Source organism: Arthrobacter silvisoli (assembly GCF_003369445.1).
In the GTDB taxonomy this organism is placed as follows: domain Bacteria; phylum Actinomycetota; class Actinomycetes; order Actinomycetales; family Micrococcaceae; genus Arthrobacter; species Arthrobacter silvisoli.
Map to the genome: position 1 here is coordinate 196455 of NZ_QRCU01000059.1, position 21106 is coordinate 217560.

A 21106-nucleotide genomic window follows, 5' to 3' on the forward strand; every position below is an offset into this window, starting at 1 on the left:
ACCGGAATCCTTGTTGCTGTCGGTACCCCGGCGTAGCCTTCGGGCATGCCAGAAGATCGCTTCCCGTCACCGCTGAACGCTGCGAAGACGCCCCTTCCCAGGGAAACCCAGGCGCTCTCCAGAGTGGGAAAGGTTCCGGTGCTGGCCTACCTCGAATGGCCGCGGTTCGGGCAGTACGTTCCGGCCATGGTGGTGCGGACCGCGCCCGGCCGGGTCCTGGTCCAATGGTGGCCGGATCCGTTCAAGCCGGGCGAGCGGCATACCTGGCTGAAGGATACGGATGTGCGGCGTGACCTGCGGGTAGCCCGCGGCAGCCCGCAGGCGCCGGGCGCGGCCTGACTGGCCGTGACGCCGGGTGGCCAGGCCTTCAATCCGGGCGGCCGGGCCGTGACGCCGGCCTTCACGCCGGAAGGCGCCTCAAGCCACGGGGTTGGGGACCTCGACCAGGCGGGTGTTCCCGTCCACGAGGTCCACGGGGCGGAGCTTCCACGGGGACGCAACGTCGTCGGCCTCGGGCAAGGCAGCTTCCAGTTCTCACGCACCCGACGGCGCGGCGCCACCCGGGGAACGAAGCCGTAAGGCTGGGCGCTGCCAGGCGCCCGGAAAACACCGAAGGCCGGCAACCGCCCACCGGAGTGGGCCGTCAACCGGCCTCTGGCCTGCGCAAACACCTCAACAGGGCTGCGCCACGCGGAAGGTAAGGGATTTGAACCCTTGGTACGGGGTTACCGCACACTGGTTTTCAAGACCAGCTCCTTAGGCCGCTCGGACAACCTTCCCTGCCTAGTAGTGTTTCATAGGGAGTTGGCTGCTTCAAAAAACCTGCAGCGCCCACCGGCCGCCGCGGCCGCGCACCAACAAGCAAGAAATCGGGAGCACGCATGAAAGCCGTCTACATTTCGGAGCCCGGAGGGCCTGAGGTACTTGAGGTCCGTGATGTTCCCGCGCCGGTTCCGGGCCCCGGCGAGGTGCTGATCGACGTCGTTGCGGCCGGACTGAACCGGGCGGACGTCCAACAGCGGCGCGGCTTCTACCCGCCGCCCGCGGGAGCCCCGGAGGTCCCTGGCCTGGAGGTTTCCGGCCGCATCGCGGCGTTCGGTCCGGAGGTCAGCAAGCCGTTCACGGTGGGGGACAAGGTGGTGGCGCTGCTGGCGGGCGGCGGCTACGCCCAGCAGGTGGCGGTCCCTGCCGAACAGGTCCTCAAAGTGCCCGACGGCGTCGACCTCGTCACCGCTGCCGCCCTGCCTGAGGTGGCGGCAACCGTCTACTCCAACCTGGTGATGACCGCCCAGCTGCAGCCGGGCGAAACGGTACTGATCCACGGTGCCACCGGCGGCATCGGCACCATCGCGATCCAGCTCGCCAAGGCTTTCGGGGCGGTCGTGGCCGCCACGGCCGGCTCAGCCGAAAAACTCGGCACCGCCAAGGCATTCCTCGGTGCGGACATCGTGATCAACTACGCCGAAGAAGACTTCGCCGCAAGCCTCAAGGCACAAAACGGGGGCCGGGGAGCAGACGTGATCCTCGACGTCGTCGGGGCGAAGTACCTGAAGCAGAACATTGCCGCGCTGGCCGACTACGGCCGCCTCGTGGTGATCGGCCTGCAGGGCGGCGCCAAGGGCGAAATCGATCTCGGCCAGTTGCTCAACAAACGCGCGGCGGTCATCGGAACCACCCTGCGTTCCCGTCCCGTCGCGGAAAAGGGCATGATCATGAACGCGGTCCGCGAGAACATGTGGCCCATGTTCGGCGACGGCCGCATCAAGCCGCTCGTAGCGAAGTCATTCCCGCTGGAACAAGTCCGCGAAGCCCACCAGTATTTCGATTCAGGCGAGCACATGGGCAAGGTGCTCCTGCTGCTCTAAATGGGCGGCTGCCGCAAGGGAGGGACATGGCGATCCGGTACGGCATCCTGGCACTGCTCCAGGACAAGGCCCGCTACGGCTATGACCTCAGGGCAGAGTTCGAGGCCCGGACAGGCGCGGTCTGGCCGCTGAATATCGGTCAGGTCTACTCCACGCTGGACCGCTTGGAACGGGACGGCCTGGTTACCCGCGACGGGGCCGACGGCGAGGGCCACGTGATCTACAGCCTCAGCCCCGCGGGCGCGGACGAACTCGGGCAGTGGCTGTCGACGGCGGTGGGCCGCGACGCCCCGCCACGGAACGAGCTCGCCATCAAGCTGTCGCTTGCCGCGACCATGCCCGGATCGGACCTTCCGGCCATTATCCAGGAGCAGCGGGCGGCCTCCCTCGCAAGACTTCAGGAACTCAGCCAGCAGCGCAAGGACGCTTCAGGCGCGCCACGGGCCGCCGACACGGCCCGGCTCATGGTCCTGGATTCGCTGGTGTTCCAGCTCGAGGCCGAGCTGCGTTGGCTGGACCTCTGCGAGGCCCGGCTGGTCCATAACGGGCAGATCGTCCCCGCCCCGCCCGGCGTCGGCCCGGAGACCGCCGGCTGAGCAGCGGCTTTGCATTTGACTGGCTTTGTCATGTTTGACTGACTCTGTCACAGGGCCTTGCTACAGTGCGCCTAACGCCAACCACTGTTCTCAGGGAACGGGTCTCAAGGAGGAGCCATGGGTACGCAGCCGAACACGGAAGACACCGAATCCGCTCAATCACACGTCCTCGAACTCGATCAGGAGCTGCCGCCGCCTGCGGTGGACGACGCCGTCAGGGAAGCCGAGGAGCGGCGCTGGACTCCCGGGAAAGTCGCCCTCTGGGTGGCCATCTCGCTGCTCGGCGCCGTGGCCTGGTTCATGGTGGCCCTGGTCCGCGGCGAGACCGTCAACGCCATCTGGTTCGTCTTCGCAGCTGTCTGCACGTACCTCATCGGATACCGCTTCTACTCCAAGGTGATCGAACGCTACCTGTTGAAACCCGATGACCGGCGGGCCACTCCCGCCGAATACAAGGCGGACGGCAAGGACTACGTCCGGACGGACCGGAACGTGCTCTTCGGGCACCATTTCGCCGCGATCGCGGGCGCCGGTCCGCTCGTGGGGCCGATCATCGCCGCCCAGATGGGCTACCTGCCGGGCACCATCTGGATCATCATCGGCGTCGTCCTGGCCGGTGCCGTGCAGGACTACCTCGTGATGTTCTTCTCCATGCGCCGCGGCGGGCGTTCGCTTGGCCAGATGGCCCGGGAAGAACTCGGCGTGATCGGCGGAACGGCGGCCCTCGTGGCCACCCTGCTCATCATGATCATCATCGTGGCGATCCTCGCGCTGGTGGTGGTGAACGCCCTCGGCGAGAGCCCGTGGGGTGTCTTCTCGGTGGGCATGACCATCCCGATCGCCCTGTTCATGGGTGTCTACCTGCGGTTCATCCGGCCCGGCAAGGTCATGGAAGTTTCGGTCATCGGCTTCGTGCTGCTGATGGCCGCGATCATCGGCGGCGGCATGGTGGCCGGCACGGAGTGGGGTGCCTCCTTCTTCCACTTGGACAAGACCACCATCGCCTGGGGGATCATCGTCTACGGCTTCATCGCCGCGATCCTGCCGGTCTGGCTGCTCCTCGCACCGCGGGACTACCTGTCCACGTTCATGAAGATCGGCGTGATCGTCATGCTCGCCGTGGCCATCATCGTGGTGCGCCCCGAGATCACCGTGCCCGCCTTCAGCGAGTTCGCGGGGCGGGAGAACGGTCCCGTGTTCTCCGGAGCGCTGTTCCCGTTCCTGTTCGTCACCATCGCCTGCGGTGCGCTGTCCGGCTTCCATGCTCTGATTTCCTCGGGCACGACGCCCAAGCTGGTGGAGAAGGAGCGCCAGACGCGTTTTATCGGCTACGGCGGCATGCTTATGGAGTCCTTCGTGGCCATCATGGCCCTGGTGGCTGCCATCTCCATCGAGCGCGGCATCTACTTCGCCATGAACGCCCCCGCGGCCCTGACCGGCGGCACGGTGGAAACCGCCGCCCAATGGGTCAACAGCCTTGGCCTGTCCGGCGTCAACCTCGCCCCGGCCGAGCTGGCACAGACCGCCCAGAACGTCGGCGAGCCGAGTATCGTATCGCGATCGGGCGGTGCGCCGACCCTCGCCGTCGGCCTGGCGCACATCATGCAGCAGTTCATCGGCGGCACCTCGATGATGGCGTTCTGGTACCACTTCGCCATCATGTTCGAGGCGCTGTTCATCCTCACAGCCGTCGACGCCGGGACCCGCGTTGCCCGCTTCATGCTGCAGGATTCCCTCGGCAACTTCGTCCCGAAGTTCAAGGAGGCGTCCTGGCGGCCCGGCGCCTGGCTGTGCACCGCCGTCATGGTGGGTGCCTGGGGTGCCGTGCTGCTGATGGGCGTCACCGATCCGCTCGGTGGCATCAATACCCTGTTCCCGCTGTTCGGCATCGCCAACCAGTTGCTCGCCGCGATCGCCCTCGCGGTCTGTATGGCCATCGCCGCCAAGCGGGGATCCTTCAAGTTCCTGTGGATCGTCGGGGTGCCGTTGGCGTTCGCCGCCGTCGTGACCATTACCGCGAGCTTCCATAAGATCTTCTCCCCGGTGCCTGCCGTGGGCTACTTCGCCAACAACGCCGCCTTCGCCAAGGCCCTGGCCGATGGCAAGACGGAGTTCGGCACGGCCAAGACAGTGGCCGCCATGGAGGCGGTGGTCCGCAACACCATGGTGCAGGGCGTGTTGTCGGTGGTCTTCGTGGTGCTCAGCATCATCGTGATCCTCACCGCGATCCTCGCCACGGTGAAGGCCTTCCGGGACGGCGGCGGCCACGACCACGAGGACGCCCCGCGGCCTTCGCGGGTCTTCGCCCCCGCAGGGCTGTTCCCGACGGCGGCCGAGCGTGAGCTTGCCGCAGCCTGGGCCAAGGTCCCCGAGGCCAAGCGCTTCGAGCGGCCGGGGCATCACTGATGGCCGGGCCGATCGGGCCGGTGACGGAGCCGCTGCTCCGCGGTCTCCGGGGCGTCGCCGCTTACTTCCGTGGCGTCATGGGCGCCGACGCCTACCGGAAATACCTCGAACACCATGAAGCCAGCGGCCACTCCGTGGCCCCGATGACTGAAAGGCAGTTCTGGCGGGAACGCATGGACCGGCAGGACTCCAACCCGCACGGGAGATGTTGCTGAAGGTGGAGCCACCATCGAAAGAAACGAACGACAGGCTGCTTGCGGCCACGTGAGAGTATGAAGCCATGAGCGATCTGGACGCGACCGAGGACAGCAAAGGCGTCGACGACATCCCCGTCGAAGGAACCACCCTCGACGACGGATCCGGCGTGCGCACCGCTGCGGCCGAAACCGGCAGGGACGGCGATGACAACGCCGGTTCCAAGAAGCCGAACCATCTCCAGGACCTCGTCGACGAGCCGGCCAAAGTGATGCGGATCGGCACCATGGTCAGGCAGCTTCTCGAGGAAGTGAAGAGTGCGCCGCTCGACGATGCCGCGCGTGGCCGGCTTGCCGAGATCCATGAACGCTCCATCAAGGAACTCGAGGACGGCCTGGCCCCGGAGCTGATCGAGGAGCTCGAAAGGATCAGCCTGCCCTTCCCCGAGGATAAACCGCCCTCGGACGCCGAACTGCGGATCGCCCAGGCCCAGCTGGTCGGCTGGCTGGAAGGGCTCTTCCACGGCATCCAGGCCGCAATCGCTGCCCAGCAGGCCGCCCGGGAACACGCCGCGGCCCAGCTGCAGCTACGCCAGCTTCCACCCGGAACCATGATCGCGCCCGGCGTCGTCATCGGGGCCAACGGCGAACCACAGCGCGCCCCGGCACGCCGGAGCGAGCACGGACCCGGCCAGTCCGGCGGTGCCGAGGATCCGGACCACGGCCCCGGCCAGTATCTCTGAGTTTCGCTTGGGTCTCTTTGGGGAACTCCGCCAGGGGCGGAGGGATGACACCGAACTTGGCAAGGGTCTGTGGCGGCGCGCCCATGACCGTTTCCACCGCGGTCTCGACCGGTACCACCAGGTGCTGGAGGGCGTGGAGGACGAGCAGCTGTACGGTGAGCTCGTGGTGATCGCCAATGAGCTGGCGGAGCTGTCTGCCCGGGTGCGTGCGGTGTGCATCGAAGCCCAGCGGATCGCACCCAGCGAGGGCCTGGACATCCCCGGGCAGCTCGCCGGTGTCCACCGCGCCTTGTCCAAGGCGGGGAACTCGCTTGCGACGACGGCGGAGGCCGCCGCGATGCTGCGCCTCGCTGCTCCTGCGGCGCAGGCGGGGGCGGCGTCCGTGCGCCGCCGGGCCGAAGCCGTTCACGAGCACGTCGACGAAGCCGAACGGCTGATGCGCCGCTGAGCACCGCGAATCAGCAAAGCGGCAATCAGCTGGCCAGGCAGATAGCTGCACGCGCGCTTATTCCAAGGGTGCAATTATTAAGCGCCTAGCTTAGCCGTCGCAAAAGCCGTGACCCGCCTCAGGCCCGGCTGGCAGGATGGATGCCATGACTTCGTCTCCGAATCTGACTCTTAATGACGGCAACACCATTCCCCAGCTCGGCTACGGGGTCTGGCAGGTTGAGGACGATGTAGCCGAAAAGGTAGTCCGCCAGGCATTCGAGGCCGGCTACCGCCATATCGACACCGCCAAGATCTACGGCAACGAGTCGGGTGTGGGCCGCGCGATCGCAACCTCCGGCCTGAAGCCCGAGGAAATCTTCATCACCACCAAGCTGTGGAATGCAGACCAGGGCTACCAGTCCACTCTCGAGGCGTTCGAAGCCTCCATGGACCGCCTTGGCCTGGAGACCCTTGATCTCTACCTGATCCACTGGATGCAGCCCAAGCAAGACAAGTACGTGGACACCTGGAAGGCACTCATCGAGCTGCAGAAGCGCGGCCGCGTCAAGAGCATCGGCGTCTCCAACTTCAGCAAGGAAGGTCTGCAGCGCCTGATCGACGAAACCGGGGTGGTTCCGGCGATCCACCAGATCGAACTGCACCCCTTCTTCAACCAGGCGGAGCTGCGCGAATTCAACGCCGCCAACGGCATCCTGACCCAGGCCTGGTCCCCGTTGGGCCAAGGCGGTGAACTGTTGGCCGACGAAACGATCGCCGGCATCGCCGCCAAACACGGCGCCACACCGGCCCAGGTCGTCATCGCCTGGCACCTGGCCATCGGCAACGTCGTGATCCCGAAGTCCGTCACCGCGTCCCGGATCGTGGAGAACTTCGAATCGCTGGACGTCACCCTTGACGCAGCGGACATCGAGGCCATCAACGGCCTGGACCGCGGTGCCGAAGGCCGGATCGGCCCGGACCCGGCGGTTTCCGACTTCGCCTAGACACGGCTCCACAAAGGGTCCCGCGCTCGCTCACGAGCGCGGGACCCTTTGGCGTTTTTCATGCTCCGTCGTACCGTTCCCTGGCGGCGGACACCTCCGGCATGTTGTCTTCGGCCCAGAGCTTCAGTTGGCCCATGACCTTCAGCAGGGAACTGCCAAGCTCCGTCAGGGAGTAGGTCACGGTCACCGGAACGGTCGCTTCGACGTCCCGATGCACCAGGCCGTCACGTTCGAGGTTCCGCAGGGTTTGGGTCAGCATTTTCTGGCTCACCCCTGCCACAACCCGGGCGATCTTGGAGTAGCGTGCGGGCCCGTCGCCCAGTTCGGTGAGCACCAGGACCACCCACTTGTTGGATATACGCTCCAGGAGCTGGCGGCTGGGGCACGCCGCGAGGTATGCATCGTAGTCGTGCTTCCGCGCTGCCCGCTGCTGTGCCGCCGTCGTCGTGGCCATGTTACCTCCGAGGGGGATACGCACTCTGAGGTGCCTACTTACCAAAAGAGAGTACGGCCGGAAGGATCGGAGAGGAAAACCGCCGAATCCTTGAAGGAGGACAAATGAAGACCGCCATCGCCACGCCCGACGGAATCGAACTTCGTAAGCTGGAGCAGCTGCCGCCCGGTGCGGGTGAAGTATTGCTCGAGGTGCGGGCCGCTGGTGTGAACCCGGTAGACGCGATGATCGAAGCGGGCGTGCCGCGGGAGCTGGGCTGGGTTCCCGCAGACGCCCCGATCGGTCTCGGCGCGGATGTCGCTGGGACCGTGCTCGCGGTGGGTCCCGGTGTTTCCGCAGACCGTCCGGAACTGGTCCCGGGCACCCGGGTGGCCGGGTTCCGCGGTGACTTCGTCTCGCCCCGCGGCACCTTCGCCCATCACGCCGTGCTGCCCGCGGCCTCGCTCGCGGTCATCCCGGATGCCCTGGACTTCGTCGGGGCGGCGACCATCCCGCTGAATTCCTCCACGGCTGCCCAGGCCATCGCCCTCGCGGGGGAACCATCCGGAACGTTGCTCATCACCGGGGCGGCGGGTGCAGTCGGTGGCCTGGCCGTCACCCTCGCCCGCCGCGCGGGATGGCGGGTCGCGGCGTTCGCCCGGCCCGCCGACGTCGGCTTCCTTGAGGAGGCAGGCGCCGAGGAAATCGTTGCCGGCCTCGGGACGGCCCGTTTCGACGCGGTGCTGGACGCCGCGGCCCTGGGCGAGCCGGCCGTGGACGCCGTCGCCGACGGCGGGACGTACGTCGGGCTGGTTCCCCCGACCCTGCCTGACTCGGACCGGGTGACGACGACGGCGCTTGTCGCGGTCCCGGACAGCACCGAGCTTGCCGGGCATCTTGAGTTGGCGGCCGACGGCGTGCTGGCGCCGCGCGTGTTCGCCACCTGGCCGCTGGAGCGGGCTGCCGAAGCGATCGCGGCCGTCGCCGCGGGCGGCACCAGGGGCCGCTACGTCCTGGTGCCGTGAGGCCCACTTCCGGCCGCGCGGCTGATCGCATGCTTGGCCGATAGCGCGCAGGAAACAAACAAGCCCCGCCATTCATGGAATGGCGGGGCTTTTCCGAGCTTCGTATCAGAATCGAACTGATGACCTTTTCATTACGAGTGAAACGCTCTACCGACTGAGCTAACGAAGCACCGCGGTTCTTCCGGAAACACCGGCTGAATCACGCAAGACACAACTGTAGTGGAGCCACCGCGCCCGGGTCAAAACGGTTCGGCCCACCCGGCAGGGGCGGCCCGGAGGAGGCCGGAACAGGGTTTGGGGTGGTGTTCATCAAGCCGTCAGGCACGGTTCAGCGGGCCGTCGCGGGCCGGGCGGAAGCTGGGCGGAATACCGTGGCCGTTGATGGCGGCCGCCGAGGCCGGGACCCGCACAGGTCCCACCAGCAAAGGGGAACGATGAGCATGGATATCGTGGGGTCAACCGGGAACCGTGACGGACACACACGGCCTCCGCGACTGAGGCTGGCGGTGCTGGACATGGTGGGCACCACCATCACCGACGATGGCCGCACCGAGCAGGCCATGGCGCGGGCCTTGCTCGAACACGGCGTGGAGCCGGGGTCCGCACGTTTCGAGAGCATGCTCGGCTACGCCCGGGACACCATGGGGTACTCGAAGGCGACGGTCTTCACCCACCTCTTCGACGACCCGCGCACAGCCGAGAGCGCCAACAAGGTCTTCGAGCTGGCCTACGACGAGCTGATCGCCGACGGCGGGGTCCGCGCCATCCAGGGCGCCGCGGAAACCATCGCCTGGCTGCGTGACGCCGGCATGAAGGTCTGCCTGGCCACCGGCTTCGGCCGGCACACCCAGAATATGGTCCTTGAATCCCTCGGCTGGATGGGGGAGGCGGACCTCAGCCTGTGCCCGGATGACGCCGGCCGTGGCCGCCCCTACCCGGACATGATCCTCACCGCAGTCCTGGCCCTCGACGTGGACGACGTCAGAGAGGTCGTGGTCGTCGGCGACGCCAGTTCCGACATGCTGTCGGGCGTGCGGGCGGGCGCTTCCGCTGTGGTGGGAGTCCTCAGCGGATCCCACTCGGAGGCGACACTCCGCGCTGCGGGGGCTACCGACGTCGTGCCTTCCATCAGGAACCTGCCGGCACTCCTGGAACCCCGCGCGGCCCGGCTCTAGCGGGGCGCCCGGCTGCAGCGGAGTTAGCAGCGGGTGCCGTCGACGGGCAGCTTGCCGTTCAGGAAGTAGTCGTCGACGGCGGTGGAGACGCAGCGGTTGGAGCGGCCATAGGCGGTGTGTCCTTCGCCCTGCCAGGTCACCAGGGATGCGTTCCCCAGCTGCTTGCGCATGGCCTCGGCCCAGGCGAGCGGAGTGGCGGGATCACCAGTGGTGCCGATGACGACGATCGGGGACTGGCCCGAGTACTTGGCGGGCTCCGGGGAACCGACAGGCTTGAACGGCCAGTCCCTGCAGTTCAGTCCGCCGTAGGCAAAGTAGGGGCCGAAGGTGGGCGCCACCTTCTTGAGCCGGGCAGCCTCGGCCCGCATTCCTGCTGTATCGGTGACCATGGGATAGTCGAGGCAGTTGATGGCGTTGAAGGCGAACCCCGTGTTGGAGCTGTAGGTGCCATCCGGGTTACGGTCGGCACCCAGGTCGGCGATGCGCAGCATGAGGGAGAGGTCTCCGTCGAAGGCGGAGCTCAGCGCCTGCGTGAGCACGGGCCAGGAGGAGTCGTCGTAGAGCGGCGTGTACAGGCCGCTGACCAGTGTGGGGCCGGTGACCAGCCGGCCGTCGTCGGCCGGTTCCGGATTGGCGTCGACGCTGGAGACAAGGTCCTGGATCTGGCGGATGCCGTCATCCACGCTGCCGGACAACGGGCAGTCCGACTGACCCAGGCAGTCCTCCACGTAGCTGCGGAGGGACTTTTCGAAGGCGGCTGCCTGCTGGGACGTCAGGTCCTCGTTGCTGAGGGCCAGGTCAACAGCCCCGTCCAGCACGAGCCGGCCAACGTTGTCGGGAAACTGCTCAGCGTAGGTGGCCCCGAGGGACGTCCCATAGGAGAAGCCCATGTAGTTGAGCTTGTTGTCGCCGAGCAGGGCCCGGAGGATGTCCATGTCCTTCGCCGAGCTGACGGTGTCGATGTGGCCGAGGGCGGGGCCGGATTTCTCAACGCATTTGGCGATGATCTCCTTGTTGTCGGCAATGGCCGCCTGGAGGCCGGCGTCGGTGTCGTAGTGGTACACCTTTTCGCGGGACTCGTCCCGCTCGATGTCGCTGAGGCAGGTAACGGGGGCCGAGCGCTTCACACCGCGCGGATCGAAGCCCACCAGGTCAAAACCGGCCCTCAGCTTCGCCGTGAAGTGGCTCTTGCCGGCGTCCCGGACGAAGTCGTAGCCGGAGGCGCCAGGGCCGCCGGGGTTCACCAGGATGGAGCCCTTCTTGCCGCCGCGTGCAGGGAGCCGGATCGCGGCGATCACAATGTTGCCCGCTTCGGGGTGGGCGTAGTCGGTGGGCACCTTGATGTTGGCGCATTGGAAGCCGCTTTCGCAGGAGCTCCAGCGAACGTTCTGGGAGTAGAAGGACTCAAGCCCTTTCGGAACGGACTTGAGGCTGTCCTGGTTCGGGCCGCTGCTGGTCGTGGAGCCGCCTCCGGAGCTCCCGCCGAGCGGCAGGGAGAACACGCAGCCACTGAGCAGGAGGCCGGCCGAAAGTGCCGCCGCAATCGCGCCCGCGACGCGGCGCAAGGGGGGCCGCCGGTGCTGTCCGGGCCGGAGTGTTGCGGGGTTCATGCGGTTCTCCTCATTACTGCGCTGGATGCGGGTGCAGGGGTACTGGCTGTTATTGAATCAGGCTGCTTGCCATGGACTCCACCGCGAGCAGCGGTGCCACATTGCTGGTGGTGATCCGCACCCGTGCCTTGTTGATGGCGTCCATGCGGGCCAAGGTGATCTCCGGGGTCGAACCCGCGGCGTAGGCTTCCAGTTCGCTCCTGAGTTCAACGTTGACCAGGTCCACGGCGTTCCCCAGCTGGATAATCAGGACGTCGCGGTAGAAGGAGAGCAGATCGGTGAGCGTGCGGTCCAGGGAGTCCGTGATGGAGCGTTTGGCGCGGCGCTTCTGGTCGTCTTCAAGCTGTTTGACCTGGCTGCGCATCGCGGGCGGCAGTGTCCCGGTGTCCGGTGCCCCGAGGCTTGCCAGGAGCGCGGCCTTTTCGGCGGCGTCGCGTTCCTCGTTTGAACTGTTCGCCTCGTCCGTGGCGATCTTCACGAGCTTCTCGGCCATCATGACGGCGGCGGTCACGCCGCGCAGCCCTAGGGGGAAACGGACCGTTTCCAGCCGCCGGGCGCGGGCCTCGGGGTCGCGGGCCAGACGCCTGGCGATCCCCACATGGCTTTGCGCCGCCCGGGCCGCGCGGTCGGCAAGGTCCGGTTCGACGCCGTCGCGCCGGACCAGCAGCGCGGCGACCTCGGCCGCCGGCGGAAGCCGCAGTCCCACCGGGCGGCAGCGGGAGCGGATGGTAACGAGCACGTCCGCGGGGGAGGGGGCGCACAGCATCCAGATGGTGCGGGGTGTGGGTTCCTCGATCGCCTTCAGCAGCACGTTCGTGGTGCGCTCGGCCATGCGGTCGGCGTCTTCCACCACGATGATCCGCCAACGGCCCGACGACGGCCGGTCACCTGCCTTGGCCACCAGCTGCCGGGCTTCCTCGATGGTGATAGTGAGCTTCTCGGTGCGGACGAAGGTCACATCCGAATGGGTTTCGGCCAGGATCGTGTGGCAGGAATGGCATTCGCCGCAGCCGCGCAGGGCGACGTCTTCCTGTTCGCAGTTCAGGGCAGCGGCAAAGGCCTTGGCGGCGTTCGACCGCCCCGAACCCGGCGGTCCCGTGAACAGCCAGGCATGCGTGAGCCCCTCGCCCTGCGCAGCCTGCCGGAGCTGGGCCACCACCGGTGCCTGGCCCTGAAGGTCGTCCCAGACGGTCACGGCCGGCCTCCGGAGACGGGGGATTCCAGCAGTTGCCTGACCCGTTCGAGGATGCGTTCGGCGAGGTCCTCCACCGGGTCCTTCGCCGCGAGCACCAGATATGATGCCGGCCTGGCCGCCGCCAGTTCCAGGAAAGCGTGGCGGATGCGGGAATGGAAGTCGTCCGGTTCCGATTCGAGGCGGTCCTCGCCGGCGTTGCCGGCGGTGCGCCGCTCGCGGCCGTCCTCCGGGTGGACGTCCAACAGCACCGTCAGGTCCGGCACCAGGTTTTCGGTGGCCCATTCGTTCAGGTTGCGGACCTCGGCGGTGCCCAGCCCGCGGCCGGCACCCTGGTACGCCACCGAAGAGTCGATGTAGCGGTCGGTGATGACGACGGTGCCCTCCGCTAAAGCAGGCCGGATCACCTGGTGCGCATGGGCGGCCCGTGAGGCGGCGAACATCAGTGCCTCGGTGCGGGCGTCGATGGTGCCGTGGCCGTGGTCCAGCACAAGGGAACGCAGCTTCTCGCCGATGGGCGTTCCGCCGGGCTCACGGGTCCGCAATACGGTATGGCCAAGGGATTCGAGGGCCTCGGCCAGGCGGGCGGCCTGCGTGGACTTGCCGGCTCCGTCCCCGCCCTCGAAGGCGATGAAGATTCCTCGGCTCTGCGTAGTCACGGATCTAAGGTTACAGAGGATCCCTGACAGGCTCCGTTCGTGGCCTTCGCTGGGCCCACGCTGCCCGGTTCCGTGGTGGGTGGGCCCACACCGGCGAGGGGCCCAAGTCGAGCGCAGCGAGGCTTGGGAGCTGGTGGGGACGCAGCGGAGGTTAGGGACGGCGGGTGGGGAACTACCCTTGTAGCCATGAGCCTTTCGCGAGAGCATGCCGCTGAACTGTCGGCCGATACCGTGGTGGTCGCTGCCGGCCGCCCCGAACGCGCGCACGACGAAGCGGTGAACCCGCCCATCGTTCTGTCTTCCACCTACTACGGGACGGGTGCGCTCGGCGACGGCGACCGGGGCTACGGGCGGTACGCGAACCCCACCTGGGACCCGTTCGAGGAAGCGCTGGCGCAACTTGAAGGCGCGGAGCTCCCCGGCCTTCTTTACGCCTCGGGACTTGCCGCGGTCAGCTCTGCCCTGTCACTGATCCCCGCGGGCGGGGTCCTGGTCATGCCGTCGCACAGCTACTCCGGCTCCCTCGTGATGGCCTCGGAACTCGCAGCCAAGGGGCACATTGAACTGCGCACAGCGGACATCGCGGACACCGATGCCGTGAAGGCACTGCTGGCCCCGGAGGACGGCAAGGCCGCGGACATGCTCTGGCTGGAAAGCCCCACCAACCCGATGCTCGGCATCGCCGATGTCCGGGCCCTCACGGACGCGGCCCATGCCGCCGGGGCGGTCGTCGTCACCGACAACACCTTCTCCACACCCCTCGTGCAGCAGCCGCTCGGCCTGGGCTCCGACGTCGTGCTCCATTCGGTGACCAAGTACCTGGCCGGCCATTCCGACGTCGTCCTCGGCGCTTTGGTGACGTCCAACCCGGAGCTCCGCGCCGAACTGCTGCACCAGCGCACCATCCACGGCGGCATCGCCGGGCCCTTCGAAGCCTGGCTCGCGCTGCGGGGCCTGCGCACCCTGGCGCTGCGCGTGGAGCGCTCACAGGCCTCGGCAGCAACCCTTGCCGAGCGGCTGAAGGACCATCCGCGGGTGGAAAGCATCCGTTTCCCCGGCCTGCCGCACGACCCCGGCCATGAGCGCGCCAGGAAGCAGATGAAGGGCTTCGGCTCCATCCTCTGCATCCAGGTGGCGGGCGACGCTTCCCGGAGCGCAGCCGACGCCGCAGACCAGTTCGTGAAGGCGCTCCGCCTCTGGATCCCGGCCACCTCCCTGGGCGGAGTCGAGTCCCTCATCGAACGCCGGCGCCGGCACGCAGCCGAACCGCAGAGCGTCCCGGAGAACCTGGTCCGGATGAGCGTGGGCATCGAGAACGTCGAGGACCTGTGGGCGGACCTGGAGCAGGCGCTGGCTTCCCTCGACGGCTAGTTCGGTACGCTTAGCCCGTGGACGGAAAATTCTTGATCGGAACCATCCAGGCCGGAATCTACTTCATCCTGGGCTTGATTGCCTTCGGGCTGGAGCTGTGGGCGCTGGTGGACTGCCTGCGCTACAAGCCCGCCCAGTTTGAGGCAGCGTTCAAGCGCACCAAGACTTTCTGGCTCGCTATGACCGGTACTTCGGCAGTCATCGGCGCTTTCACCGTCTTCGTCGGAGGCGGCAGTCTGGGGATCTTCGCCGTCGCAGCCGTCACCGCGGCCAGCGTCTACCTGGCCGATGTCCGCCCGGCCCTGCGGGAAATCGGCAACAGCGGCCGCAGCCAGGGCCCCTACGGGCAGGGCCCTTACGGCTGGTAACCGCTCCCGGGCGGGGCCACCGCCATCCAGTCAACGGTCAGTTCGCCCAGCCGCCAGCGTGAAGGCCCGTCCTGGACCGGCCAGCCGGCGTCGTGCAGCGCAGCGCACATCGCCGTCCAGCGTTGGCGCTTGCCGAAGGACGCCATGGGCGCGGCCGCCAGCCATGCCTGGTCCATCGCCTGCAGGAAGGTGTGGATTTTTTCTCCGGGTACGTTGCGGTGGATGAGGGCTTTGGGCAGCCGTTCGGCGATGTCGGAGGGCAGTTCGAAGCTGCCGAAACGCACCGAAAAGCTCAGGCTCAACGGTCCGCCGATACCGAGGGCCACCCAGCTCATCCGCCGGCCGATCTCGTCGCAGGTGCCGTCGATGAACAGTCCGCCCGGAGCCAGGCGGGAGCACACCAGTTGCCAGATCGCCGCCACATCGTCCTCCTCGTACTGCCGCAGCACGTTGAAGGCGCGCACCAGCACCGGTCTCCCGGGAACCGGCAGTTCGAATCCGCCCAGCTGGAAGCTCAGTCCGGGCCGCTCGAGTTCCTTGGCCAGGCGCACGCGCTCCGGTTCGATCTCGATCCCGCACACGCGCACATCCGGGCGCACGGCCTGCAGCCGCTCAAAGAGTTCGACGGCGGTGGCCGGCGAGGCGCCGTAGCCCAGGTCCACTACCAAGGGGTCGACGGCGGCGCGCAGCCGCCAGGCCTGCGGTCCGGCCAGCCAGCGGTCCAGCCGGCGCATGCGGTTGGGATTGGTGGTGCCGCGGGTGATGTTGCCTACCGGCTTGCCGTGCCTGCCTGTTACCCGTTCCGCTTTCTGGACCACTCTCCAAGGTTAGCCGCCGCTCCGCCCGGTCAGGCCGCCGTCGGGCGTAACGCCCGGCAACGGCAGGTGCCGCTCGGATAGGATGAGGACCATGACTTACAAGCTGATTCTGCTGCGCCACGGCCACAGCGACTGGAACGCCAAGAACCTGTTCACCGGCTGGGTGGACGTCGACCTGAACGACCAAGGCCGCGCGGAAGCAGCCCGCGGCGGGGAGCTCCTGGTTGAGAACAACGTTCTCCCGGACATCCTCTACACCTCCTTGCTCAAGCGCGCGATCAACACCGCCAACATCGCCCTGGACAAGGCCGACCGTGGCTGGATCCCGGTCAAGCGCGACTGGCGCCTCAACGAGCGCCACTACGGCGCCCTGCAGGGCAAGGACAAGGCCCAGACCCTCGCCGAGTTCGGCGAAGAGCAGTTCATGGAATGGCGCCGCAGCTACGACACCCCGCCGCCGCCCCTCTCCGACGACAGCGAGTTCTCGCAGGTCAACGACCCCCGCTACGCCGGCCTCGGTGACGCCCTGCCCCGCACGGAATGCCTCAAGGACGTCCTCGTGCGCCTGCTGCCGTACTGGGAATCGGACATCAAGGAAGACCTCAAGGCCGGCAAGACCGTCCTGGTCACTGCGCACGGCAACTCCCTGCGGGCCCTCGTCAAGCACCTCGACGGCATCAGCGATGACGACATCGCCGGCCTGAACATCCCCACCGGTATCCCGCTGGTGTACGAACTGGACGAGGACTTCCAGCCGATCAACCGCGGCGGCACCTACCTCGACCCCGAGGCCGCTGCCGAGTCCATCAAGGCCGTCGCCGCCCAGGGCAAGAAGTAAAGCTCCGCGTGCCCTTCGCCGGGTGCTGCTCCTTCGTCGCTTTGACGCACTCCGGCCGAAGGACACACTCCGCGTTGTGTTAAACGACGTCGGCCGCTTACCTCGCAAGGCAAGCGGCCGACGTCGTTTGTTAAGGCAGTGTCAGAAGCCTTCCGGCTGCCACTCGCCGGTGACCAGGTAGCTGACCTTGCGGGCAACAGAAACACCGTGGTCGGCGAAGCGTTCGAAGTAGCGGCTCGCCAGGGCAACGTCCACGGTAGTCGACGGCGTCTCCTGCCAGGAGGGCTCGGCGATCGCCTTGAACACGCTCAGGTGCAGGTCATCGAGGGCGATGTTCAGCTTGACGATGTCGCGGGCAACCTCGAGGTCGCGGGTTTCGAGCAACTGGGTGACCTTGAGGCTGATGTCGAGGTCGATCTGCGCCATTTCCTTGAAGGTCGCGGTCAGGGCCTCCGGAATCACGGTGGCCGGGAAGCGCAGGCGTGCGAGCTGTGCCACGTGGCGGGCGAGGTCGCCCATGCGCTCCAGCGAGGCGCTCATCCGCAGCGAACCCACGATCATGCGCAGGTCGCTGGCCACCGGCCCCTGCAGGGCGAGGATATCGATGGCGCGCTCGTCCAGGCTGTTCTGCAGGAAGTCGATGCGGGCATCGGCCGCGATGACATCCTGTGCGAGGTCCACATCGGCTCCCTCGAACGCCGTGGTAGCGTTCCGGATCGCCTCCGTGACCAGCTTTGAGATCTCGATGAGGTCTTCGCCCACCTGGGTGAGTTCCTCCTGAAAAACCTTGCGCACGTGGCGTCCTCTCTCTGTACGTTCCTGCAGTACATTCGTGCAGTGCATCCCCGCAGCGCGGCTGTACGGCGCGCACTGCTATATTGTCCAACCAGCAAGGGTGGCAGTGCGTGGTGAACGGCTGCGCATCTTTAGATGAACGTTAGTTGAACCGGGCCCGTTTGGCTGCCCGAGCCGAATTCGACGTGTTGTGAACGCATATGCTGGAGGCGTGGATCCAGTGCTCGTCGGTGTCATCGCCGGCCTTATCGGCTTGTCTTGCGGTGTCTTGGGGGTGCTCGCTTTCAGGCTCAGCGAGCGGCAGCGCACCATCGTCGATGTCGAGGTCGACGAACCCCTCCTGCCGGAAGGCGCCGCGGAAGTCCTCTCCGTCGTCGGGCGCGCGTTCGTGGTGGTGGACGCAATCGACGGAGTCGTCCGTGCCAGCCCCGCCGCCTACGCATACGGTCTCGTCCGCGGGCACACCGTGGTTCACAAGCAACTCCTGGACATGACCGCGAAGGTCCGCCGCGACGGCGTCATCCTGGAGGAAACCCTCGAACTTCCCCGGGGGCCGATGGGCAAGGGCAGCATCGTGGTCCAGGTCCGGGCCGCCATGCTTGGCTGGGAATACATCGTGCTGCTTGCCGATGACCGCACCGAGATCACCCGCACCGAGGAGATCCGCAATGACTTCGTTGCGAACGTCTCGCACGAGCTGAAGACCCCGGTGGGCGCGATCTCGCTGCTCGCCGAAGCCCTTGAAGCCAGCCCCGACGACGAAGAAGCCGTCCGCCGCTTCGCCCGGCGCATGCACAAGGAGTCCGGCCGCCTGGCCGCCCTGGTGCAGGACATCATCGAGCTTTCCCGGCTGCAGGGGGCCAACGTGGCCCAGCAGGGCCATGCCGTGGACATCAACAACGTGGTGGCAGAAGCCGTGGACCGTTCCCAGCTCCCGGCCGAGAGCAAGAACATCACGATCGTGGTGGGCGGGCGCTGCGAATCCCATGTCTTCGGCGACCAGGACCTCCTGGTGACCGCCCTGCGCAACCTCATTGACAACGCGATCCGCTACTCGCCGGAGAACACCCGGGTGGGCGTCGGGGTCCGGTCAAAGGAGGGCGTCGTCGCCATTTCGGTTACCGACCAGGGCGAAGGGATCAGCCCCGAGGAACAGGAGCGGGTCTTCGAGCGCTTCTACCGGGTGGATGCCGCCCGGTCCCGGCAGACCGGCGGCACTGGCTTGGGCCTGAGCATCGTCAAGCACGTGGTGTCCAACCACGGCGGCGAAGTGACGCTGTGGTCCCAGCCCGGCCAGGGATCGACCTTCACCATTCGGCTGCCTGAGCTTGAGGGCCAGGGCGCCGACGACGCCGGGGCACCAACCCGCGGCGCCATTCAGACCGCGGGCGCGCCAGGCGCCCATGAGCAAGGAGCGAGTGCTTGAGCAGGATACTCATTGTGGAGGACGAGGAGTCCTTCAGCGACCCCTTGTCCTATTTGCTGGGCAAGGAGGGCTTCGATGTCCAGGTGGTGGACAACGGCACTGACGCCCTCGTGGAATTCGACCGCAACGGTGCCGACCTCGTGCTGCTGGACCTCCAGCTTCCCGGTACCCCCGGAACCGAGGTCTGCCGGCAGCTGCGCCAGCGTTCGGGCGTGCCGGTCATCATGCTGACCGCCAAGGATTCGGAAATCGATAAGGTGGTGGGACTGGAGCTCGGCGCCGACGACTACGTCACCAAGCCGTATTCCTCGCGTGAATTGGTGGCCCGGGTCCGTGCCGTGCTCCGCCGCCAGGGCGAGCCCGAGGAACTCATCACCTCCACCGTGCAGGCCGGCCCCGTACGCATGGACATCGAACGGCACGTCGTCAGCGTCAACGGCGAACAGGTGGCGCTGCCGCTGAAGGAGTTCGAACTCCTGGAAATGCTTCTGCGCAACTCGGGCCGGGTGCTGACCCGCGGCCAGTTGATCGACCGCGTCTGGGGATCCGACTACGTCGGCGACACCAAGACCCTGGACGTCCACGTCAAACGGCTGCGCGGCAAGATCGAACCGGATCCCTCGGCGCCACGCTACCTGGTGACCGTGCGGGGCCTTGGCTACAAGTTCGAGCCGTAGGCACAGAGCCGAAAGCAGCGCCCACGCGAAAAGGAGGGCCTCCATGGGAGGCCCTCCTTTTGGTCCGCCTGGACCGGCGGAATGCCTTAGTGGCCCGACTCGCTCGGCGTCGCTGCCGGTTCGCTCGCGTGGTCGCTGGCGCCTTCGCTGGAAGTCGAGCCGGGCGTCGCCGTCGGGCTCGCGCTGGCCGGCAGGTACTTCTGGTACTCGACCAGGGAGCCGTCCATGACCGGGACCTGCAGCTTGGACGAATCCGAACCCGCGGAGATGGACACGGTCACCAGGGAACCGGGCTTTCCTCCGGTGCTGCTGAGGATGGCAGCATCGCTGTCCTCGTTGAGGTAGGTCTGGGACTTCGCCTTCACCGGGATGCTGGTCTGGGCGCCGTTCGCGCCGTTGATCACCAAGGTTGCGTTGCTGGAGGACTGATTGAACACGGCACCGATCACTCGGCCCGGCTTGTCCTCAGCGGTGGAGACAATCATGATGTTGCGCAACTGCAGCGAACCGAGGTCTGCCCTGACCCCGTCCGAGGCTGCGTACTGGTGGCTGGTCTGCTGGGCGTTGATGTAGCCGCAACCCGTTACGGACAGAAGGCCGGCACCGATGGCCACAGCCGCCATGGCCAGCTTCCCGCGCTGGACACGGTTCATCGCAGTTTTGCGCACGACACGTACTCCTCTAAGAGGTCATTGGAACACTTTTCAGCCATAGCCTATCGGCAAACTACACGAAACAAGGATTTGTGTGCGCAATGTGGCTGCCGTCCCGCGGAGCGTCCAGGACCCGCCCAGGACCCGCGCCACCCGCCTGAATGCACTTTTGAACGCGTTCGTCAAGGGGGTTCGCCGGGGGCAAATTGGCCGATTTCCGCGTGATTCCGGGCTTCCCGCCCGCCGCCAGGGCCAGTCGTATGCCTTAAACGTGATAAACTAGTCTGCGGGAAAGGGGAAAGTCCACATGGTTTTTGAGGTCGGCGAGACAGTAGTTTACCCTCACCACGGTGCAGCGAAAATTGAGGAAATCAAGATGCGCACCATTAAGGGCGAAGAGAAGATGTATCTCAAGCTCAAGGTGGCTCAGGGTGATCTGACCATTGAAGTTCCAGCAGAGAACGTTGACCTTGTTGGGGTTCGTGACGTAGTGGGCAAGGAAGGCTTGGAGCACGTTTTCGATGTCCTCCGTGCCGAGTTCACCGAGGAACCCACCAACTGGTCGCGTCGTTACAAGGCAAACCTGGAGAAGCTTGCTTCCGGTGACGTCATCAAGGTCGCAGAGGTCGTCCGTGACCTGTGGCGCCGGGATCACGACCGGGGCCTGTCCGCAGGTGAAAAGCGGATGCTGGCCAAGGCCCGGCAGATTCTGATTTCGGAATTGGCCCTGGCGGAAAAGACCGACGAAGAGAAGGCAGCAAGCGTTCTCGACGAGGTCCTGGCTTCCTGAGAATTGAACCCCGGCGGCACCTACGGTGCCGCCGGGGTT

23 protein-coding genes and 2 tRNA genes are annotated in these 21106 nt (G+C 66.7%); 16 read left to right on the plus strand and 9 right to left on the minus strand.

Annotated elements, in window-relative coordinates; all coding sequences use genetic code 11:
* The first annotated feature begins 45 nt into the window (after positions 1–45).
* Positions 46–339: a hypothetical protein gene (locus DWV11_RS14265; protein ID WP_136017912.1), complete on the plus strand. Its 294-nt coding sequence runs from the start codon at positions 46–48 to the stop codon at positions 337–339.
* 352 nt (positions 340–691) lie between these two features.
* On the opposite strand, the gene DWV11_RS14270 is transcribed toward DWV11_RS14265, so the two are convergent.
* A tRNA-Ser gene (locus DWV11_RS14270) sits at positions 692–779 on the minus strand.
* Positions 780–881: 102 nt separating this feature from the next.
* Between DWV11_RS14270 and DWV11_RS14275 the strand changes: the two genes are divergently transcribed.
* From DWV11_RS14275 to DWV11_RS14305, 7 genes are all read left to right on the plus strand, one after another.
* Positions 882–1865 (plus strand): NAD(P)H-quinone oxidoreductase, encoded by a 984-nt coding sequence (locus DWV11_RS14275; RefSeq protein ID WP_115789568.1) that lies wholly within the window; start codon positions 882–884, stop codon positions 1863–1865.
* Between the two features lie 26 nt (positions 1866–1891).
* On the plus strand, positions 1892–2461 hold the full coding sequence (locus DWV11_RS14280; protein WP_115789569.1) for a PadR family transcriptional regulator: 570 nt from the start codon (positions 1892–1894) through the stop codon (positions 2459–2461).
* Positions 2462–2578: 117 nt separating this feature from the next.
* A complete protein-coding gene (locus DWV11_RS14285) occupies positions 2579–4867 on the plus strand; it encodes a carbon starvation CstA family protein (RefSeq protein ID WP_245953652.1) in 2289 nt (762 codons plus the stop codon).
* The gene (locus DWV11_RS14290) at positions 4867–5082 is read left to right on the plus strand and encodes a YbdD/YjiX family protein (RefSeq protein ID WP_115789570.1); all 216 of its coding nucleotides are present in this window, start codon (positions 4867–4869) and stop codon (positions 5080–5082) included. Before DWV11_RS14285 ends, DWV11_RS14290 begins: the two co-directional genes overlap by 1 nt.
* A gap of 65 nt (positions 5083–5147) precedes the next feature.
* On the plus strand, positions 5148–5804 hold the full coding sequence (locus DWV11_RS14295) for a bacterial proteasome activator family protein (RefSeq protein WP_115789571.1): 657 nt from the start codon (positions 5148–5150) through the stop codon (positions 5802–5804).
* A 7-nt stretch (positions 5805–5811) separates the two neighbouring features.
* Positions 5812–6252, plus strand: a complete 441-nt coding sequence (locus DWV11_RS14300) for a hypothetical protein (RefSeq protein ID WP_115789609.1) — start codon at positions 5812–5814, stop codon at positions 6250–6252.
* A gap of 145 nt (positions 6253–6397) precedes the next feature.
* Positions 6398–7237 (plus strand): aldo/keto reductase, encoded by an 840-nt coding sequence (locus DWV11_RS14305; RefSeq protein WP_115789572.1) that lies wholly within the window; start codon positions 6398–6400, stop codon positions 7235–7237.
* A gap of 58 nt (positions 7238–7295) precedes the next feature.
* On the opposite strand, the gene DWV11_RS14310 is transcribed toward DWV11_RS14305, so the two are convergent.
* Positions 7296–7691 (minus strand): winged helix-turn-helix transcriptional regulator, encoded by a 396-nt coding sequence (locus DWV11_RS14310; RefSeq protein WP_115789573.1) that lies wholly within the window; start codon positions 7689–7691, stop codon positions 7296–7298.
* 104 nt (positions 7692–7795) lie between these two features.
* On the opposite strand from DWV11_RS14310, the gene DWV11_RS14315 reads away from it, so the two are divergent.
* Entirely contained in the window at positions 7796–8695 is a 900-nt protein-coding gene (locus DWV11_RS14315) for an alcohol dehydrogenase catalytic domain-containing protein (RefSeq protein WP_115789574.1), read from the plus strand.
* A 96-nt stretch (positions 8696–8791) separates the two neighbouring features.
* On the opposite strand, the gene DWV11_RS14320 is transcribed toward DWV11_RS14315, so the two are convergent.
* Positions 8792–8864, minus strand: a tRNA-Thr gene (locus tag DWV11_RS14320).
* A gap of 265 nt (positions 8865–9129) precedes the next feature.
* On the opposite strand from DWV11_RS14320, the gene DWV11_RS14325 reads away from it, so the two are divergent.
* On the plus strand, positions 9130–9870 hold the full coding sequence (locus DWV11_RS14325) for an HAD-IA family hydrolase (RefSeq protein WP_245953654.1): 741 nt from the start codon (positions 9130–9132) through the stop codon (positions 9868–9870).
* Between the two features lie 23 nt (positions 9871–9893).
* Here the strand turns inward: DWV11_RS14325 and DWV11_RS14330 are convergent, their stop codons facing one another.
* The 3 genes from DWV11_RS14330 to tmk are packed head-to-tail and all read right to left on the minus strand — an operon-like array spanning position 9894 to position 13331.
* Positions 9894–11480, minus strand: coding sequence for an alpha/beta hydrolase (locus tag DWV11_RS14330; protein ID WP_115789576.1), 1587 nt, complete (start codon positions 11478–11480; stop codon positions 9894–9896).
* A 49-nt stretch (positions 11481–11529) separates the two neighbouring features.
* The gene (locus DWV11_RS14335) at positions 11530–12675 is read right to left on the minus strand and encodes a DNA polymerase III subunit delta' (protein ID WP_115789577.1); all 1146 of its coding nucleotides are present in this window, start codon (positions 12673–12675) and stop codon (positions 11530–11532) included.
* Entirely contained in the window at positions 12672–13331 is a 660-nt protein-coding gene (tmk, locus tag DWV11_RS14340) for a dTMP kinase (RefSeq protein ID WP_115789578.1), read from the minus strand. The genes DWV11_RS14335 and tmk overlap by 4 nt, the downstream gene beginning before the upstream one ends.
* A gap of 186 nt (positions 13332–13517) precedes the next feature.
* Here tmk and DWV11_RS14345 point away from each other — a divergent pair, with 186 nt between their 5' ends.
* Complete coding sequence (locus DWV11_RS14345) at positions 13518–14702, plus strand: trans-sulfuration enzyme family protein (RefSeq protein WP_115789579.1); 1185 nt, start codon at positions 13518–13520, stop codon at positions 14700–14702.
* A gap of 17 nt (positions 14703–14719) precedes the next feature.
* The gene (locus DWV11_RS14350; protein ID WP_115789580.1) at positions 14720–15070 is read left to right on the plus strand and encodes a DUF2516 family protein; all 351 of its coding nucleotides are present in this window, start codon (positions 14720–14722) and stop codon (positions 15068–15070) included.
* Here the strand turns inward: DWV11_RS14350 and DWV11_RS14355 are convergent.
* Positions 15058–15888: a class I SAM-dependent methyltransferase gene (locus DWV11_RS14355; protein WP_115789581.1), complete on the minus strand. Its 831-nt coding sequence runs from the start codon at positions 15886–15888 to the stop codon at positions 15058–15060. The two genes, DWV11_RS14350 and DWV11_RS14355, sit on opposite strands and share 13 nt — an antisense overlap.
* 91 nt (positions 15889–15979) lie before the next feature.
* Here DWV11_RS14355 and DWV11_RS14360 point away from each other — a divergent pair, with 91 nt between their 5' ends.
* On the plus strand, positions 15980–16726 hold the full coding sequence (locus DWV11_RS14360; RefSeq protein WP_115789582.1) for a phosphoglyceromutase: 747 nt from the start codon (positions 15980–15982) through the stop codon (positions 16724–16726).
* Between the two features lie 141 nt (positions 16727–16867).
* On the opposite strand, the gene phoU is transcribed toward DWV11_RS14360, so the two are convergent.
* Positions 16868–17521 carry a phosphate signaling complex protein PhoU gene (gene phoU / locus DWV11_RS14365; RefSeq protein ID WP_115789583.1) on the minus strand — a complete coding sequence of 218 codons (654 nt, stop codon included), beginning with the start codon at positions 17519–17521 and terminating at the stop codon, positions 16868–16870.
* A gap of 220 nt (positions 17522–17741) precedes the next feature.
* Here phoU and DWV11_RS14370 point away from each other — a divergent pair, with 220 nt between their 5' ends.
* Together DWV11_RS14370 and DWV11_RS14375 are read left to right on the plus strand one after the other, a co-directional pair.
* Positions 17742–18947, plus strand: a complete 1206-nt coding sequence (locus tag DWV11_RS14370; protein WP_115789584.1) for a sensor histidine kinase — start codon at positions 17742–17744, stop codon at positions 18945–18947.
* Positions 18944–19624 carry a response regulator transcription factor gene (locus tag DWV11_RS14375; protein ID WP_115789585.1) on the plus strand — a complete coding sequence of 227 codons (681 nt, stop codon included), beginning with the start codon at positions 18944–18946 and terminating at the stop codon, positions 19622–19624. Before DWV11_RS14370 ends, DWV11_RS14375 begins: the two co-directional genes overlap by 4 nt.
* An 86-nt stretch (positions 19625–19710) precedes the next feature.
* Here DWV11_RS14375 and DWV11_RS14380 read toward each other — a convergent pair whose 3' ends face one another.
* Positions 19711–20277 (minus strand): hypothetical protein, encoded by a 567-nt coding sequence (locus DWV11_RS14380; RefSeq protein WP_115789586.1) that lies wholly within the window; start codon positions 20275–20277, stop codon positions 19711–19713.
* Between the two features lie 307 nt (positions 20278–20584).
* On the opposite strand from DWV11_RS14380, the gene DWV11_RS14385 reads away from it, so the two are divergent.
* Entirely contained in the window at positions 20585–21067 is a 483-nt protein-coding gene (locus DWV11_RS14385) for a CarD family transcriptional regulator (RefSeq protein WP_011690592.1), read from the plus strand.
* Positions 21068–21106 lie beyond the last annotated feature (39 nt).

What these genes read in the sequence shown, in the direction of transcription:
- DWV11_RS14265 (WP_136017912.1), top strand. Translation starts at nt 46, where the DNA reads ATGCCAGAAGATCGCTTCCCGTCACCGCTGAACGCTGCGAAGACGCCC.
- DWV11_RS14275 (WP_115789568.1), top strand. Translation starts at nt 882, where the DNA reads ATGAAAGCCGTCTACATTTCGGAGCCCGGAGGGCCTGAGGTACTTGAG.
- DWV11_RS14280 (WP_115789569.1), top strand. Translation starts at nt 1,892, where the DNA reads ATGGCGATCCGGTACGGCATCCTGGCACTGCTCCAGGACAAGGCCCGC.
- DWV11_RS14285 (WP_245953652.1), top strand. Translation starts at nt 2,579, where the DNA reads ATGGGTACGCAGCCGAACACGGAAGACACCGAATCCGCTCAATCACAC.
- DWV11_RS14290 (WP_115789570.1), top strand. Translation starts at nt 4,867, where the DNA reads ATGGCCGGGCCGATCGGGCCGGTGACGGAGCCGCTGCTCCGCGGTCTC.
- DWV11_RS14295 (WP_115789571.1), top strand. Translation starts at nt 5,148, where the DNA reads ATGAGCGATCTGGACGCGACCGAGGACAGCAAAGGCGTCGACGACATC.
- DWV11_RS14305 (WP_115789572.1), top strand. Translation starts at nt 6,398, where the DNA reads ATGACTTCGTCTCCGAATCTGACTCTTAATGACGGCAACACCATTCCC.
- DWV11_RS14310 (WP_115789573.1), bottom strand. Translation starts at nt 7,691, where the DNA reads ATGGCCACGACGACGGCGGCACAGCAGCGGGCAGCGCGGAAGCACGAC.
- DWV11_RS14315 (WP_115789574.1), top strand. Translation starts at nt 7,796, where the DNA reads ATGAAGACCGCCATCGCCACGCCCGACGGAATCGAACTTCGTAAGCTG.
- DWV11_RS14325 (WP_245953654.1), top strand. Translation starts at nt 9,130, where the DNA reads ATGAGCATGGATATCGTGGGGTCAACCGGGAACCGTGACGGACACACA.
- DWV11_RS14330 (WP_115789576.1), bottom strand. Translation starts at nt 11,480, where the DNA reads ATGAACCCCGCAACACTCCGGCCCGGACAGCACCGGCGGCCCCCCTTG.
- DWV11_RS14345 (WP_115789579.1), top strand. Translation starts at nt 13,518, where the DNA reads ATGAGCCTTTCGCGAGAGCATGCCGCTGAACTGTCGGCCGATACCGTG.
- DWV11_RS14360 (WP_115789582.1), top strand. Translation starts at nt 15,980, where the DNA reads ATGACTTACAAGCTGATTCTGCTGCGCCACGGCCACAGCGACTGGAAC.
- DWV11_RS14380 (WP_115789586.1), bottom strand. Translation starts at nt 20,277, where the DNA reads ATGAACCGTGTCCAGCGCGGGAAGCTGGCCATGGCGGCTGTGGCCATC.
- DWV11_RS14385 (WP_011690592.1), top strand. Translation starts at nt 20,585, where the DNA reads ATGGTTTTTGAGGTCGGCGAGACAGTAGTTTACCCTCACCACGGTGCA.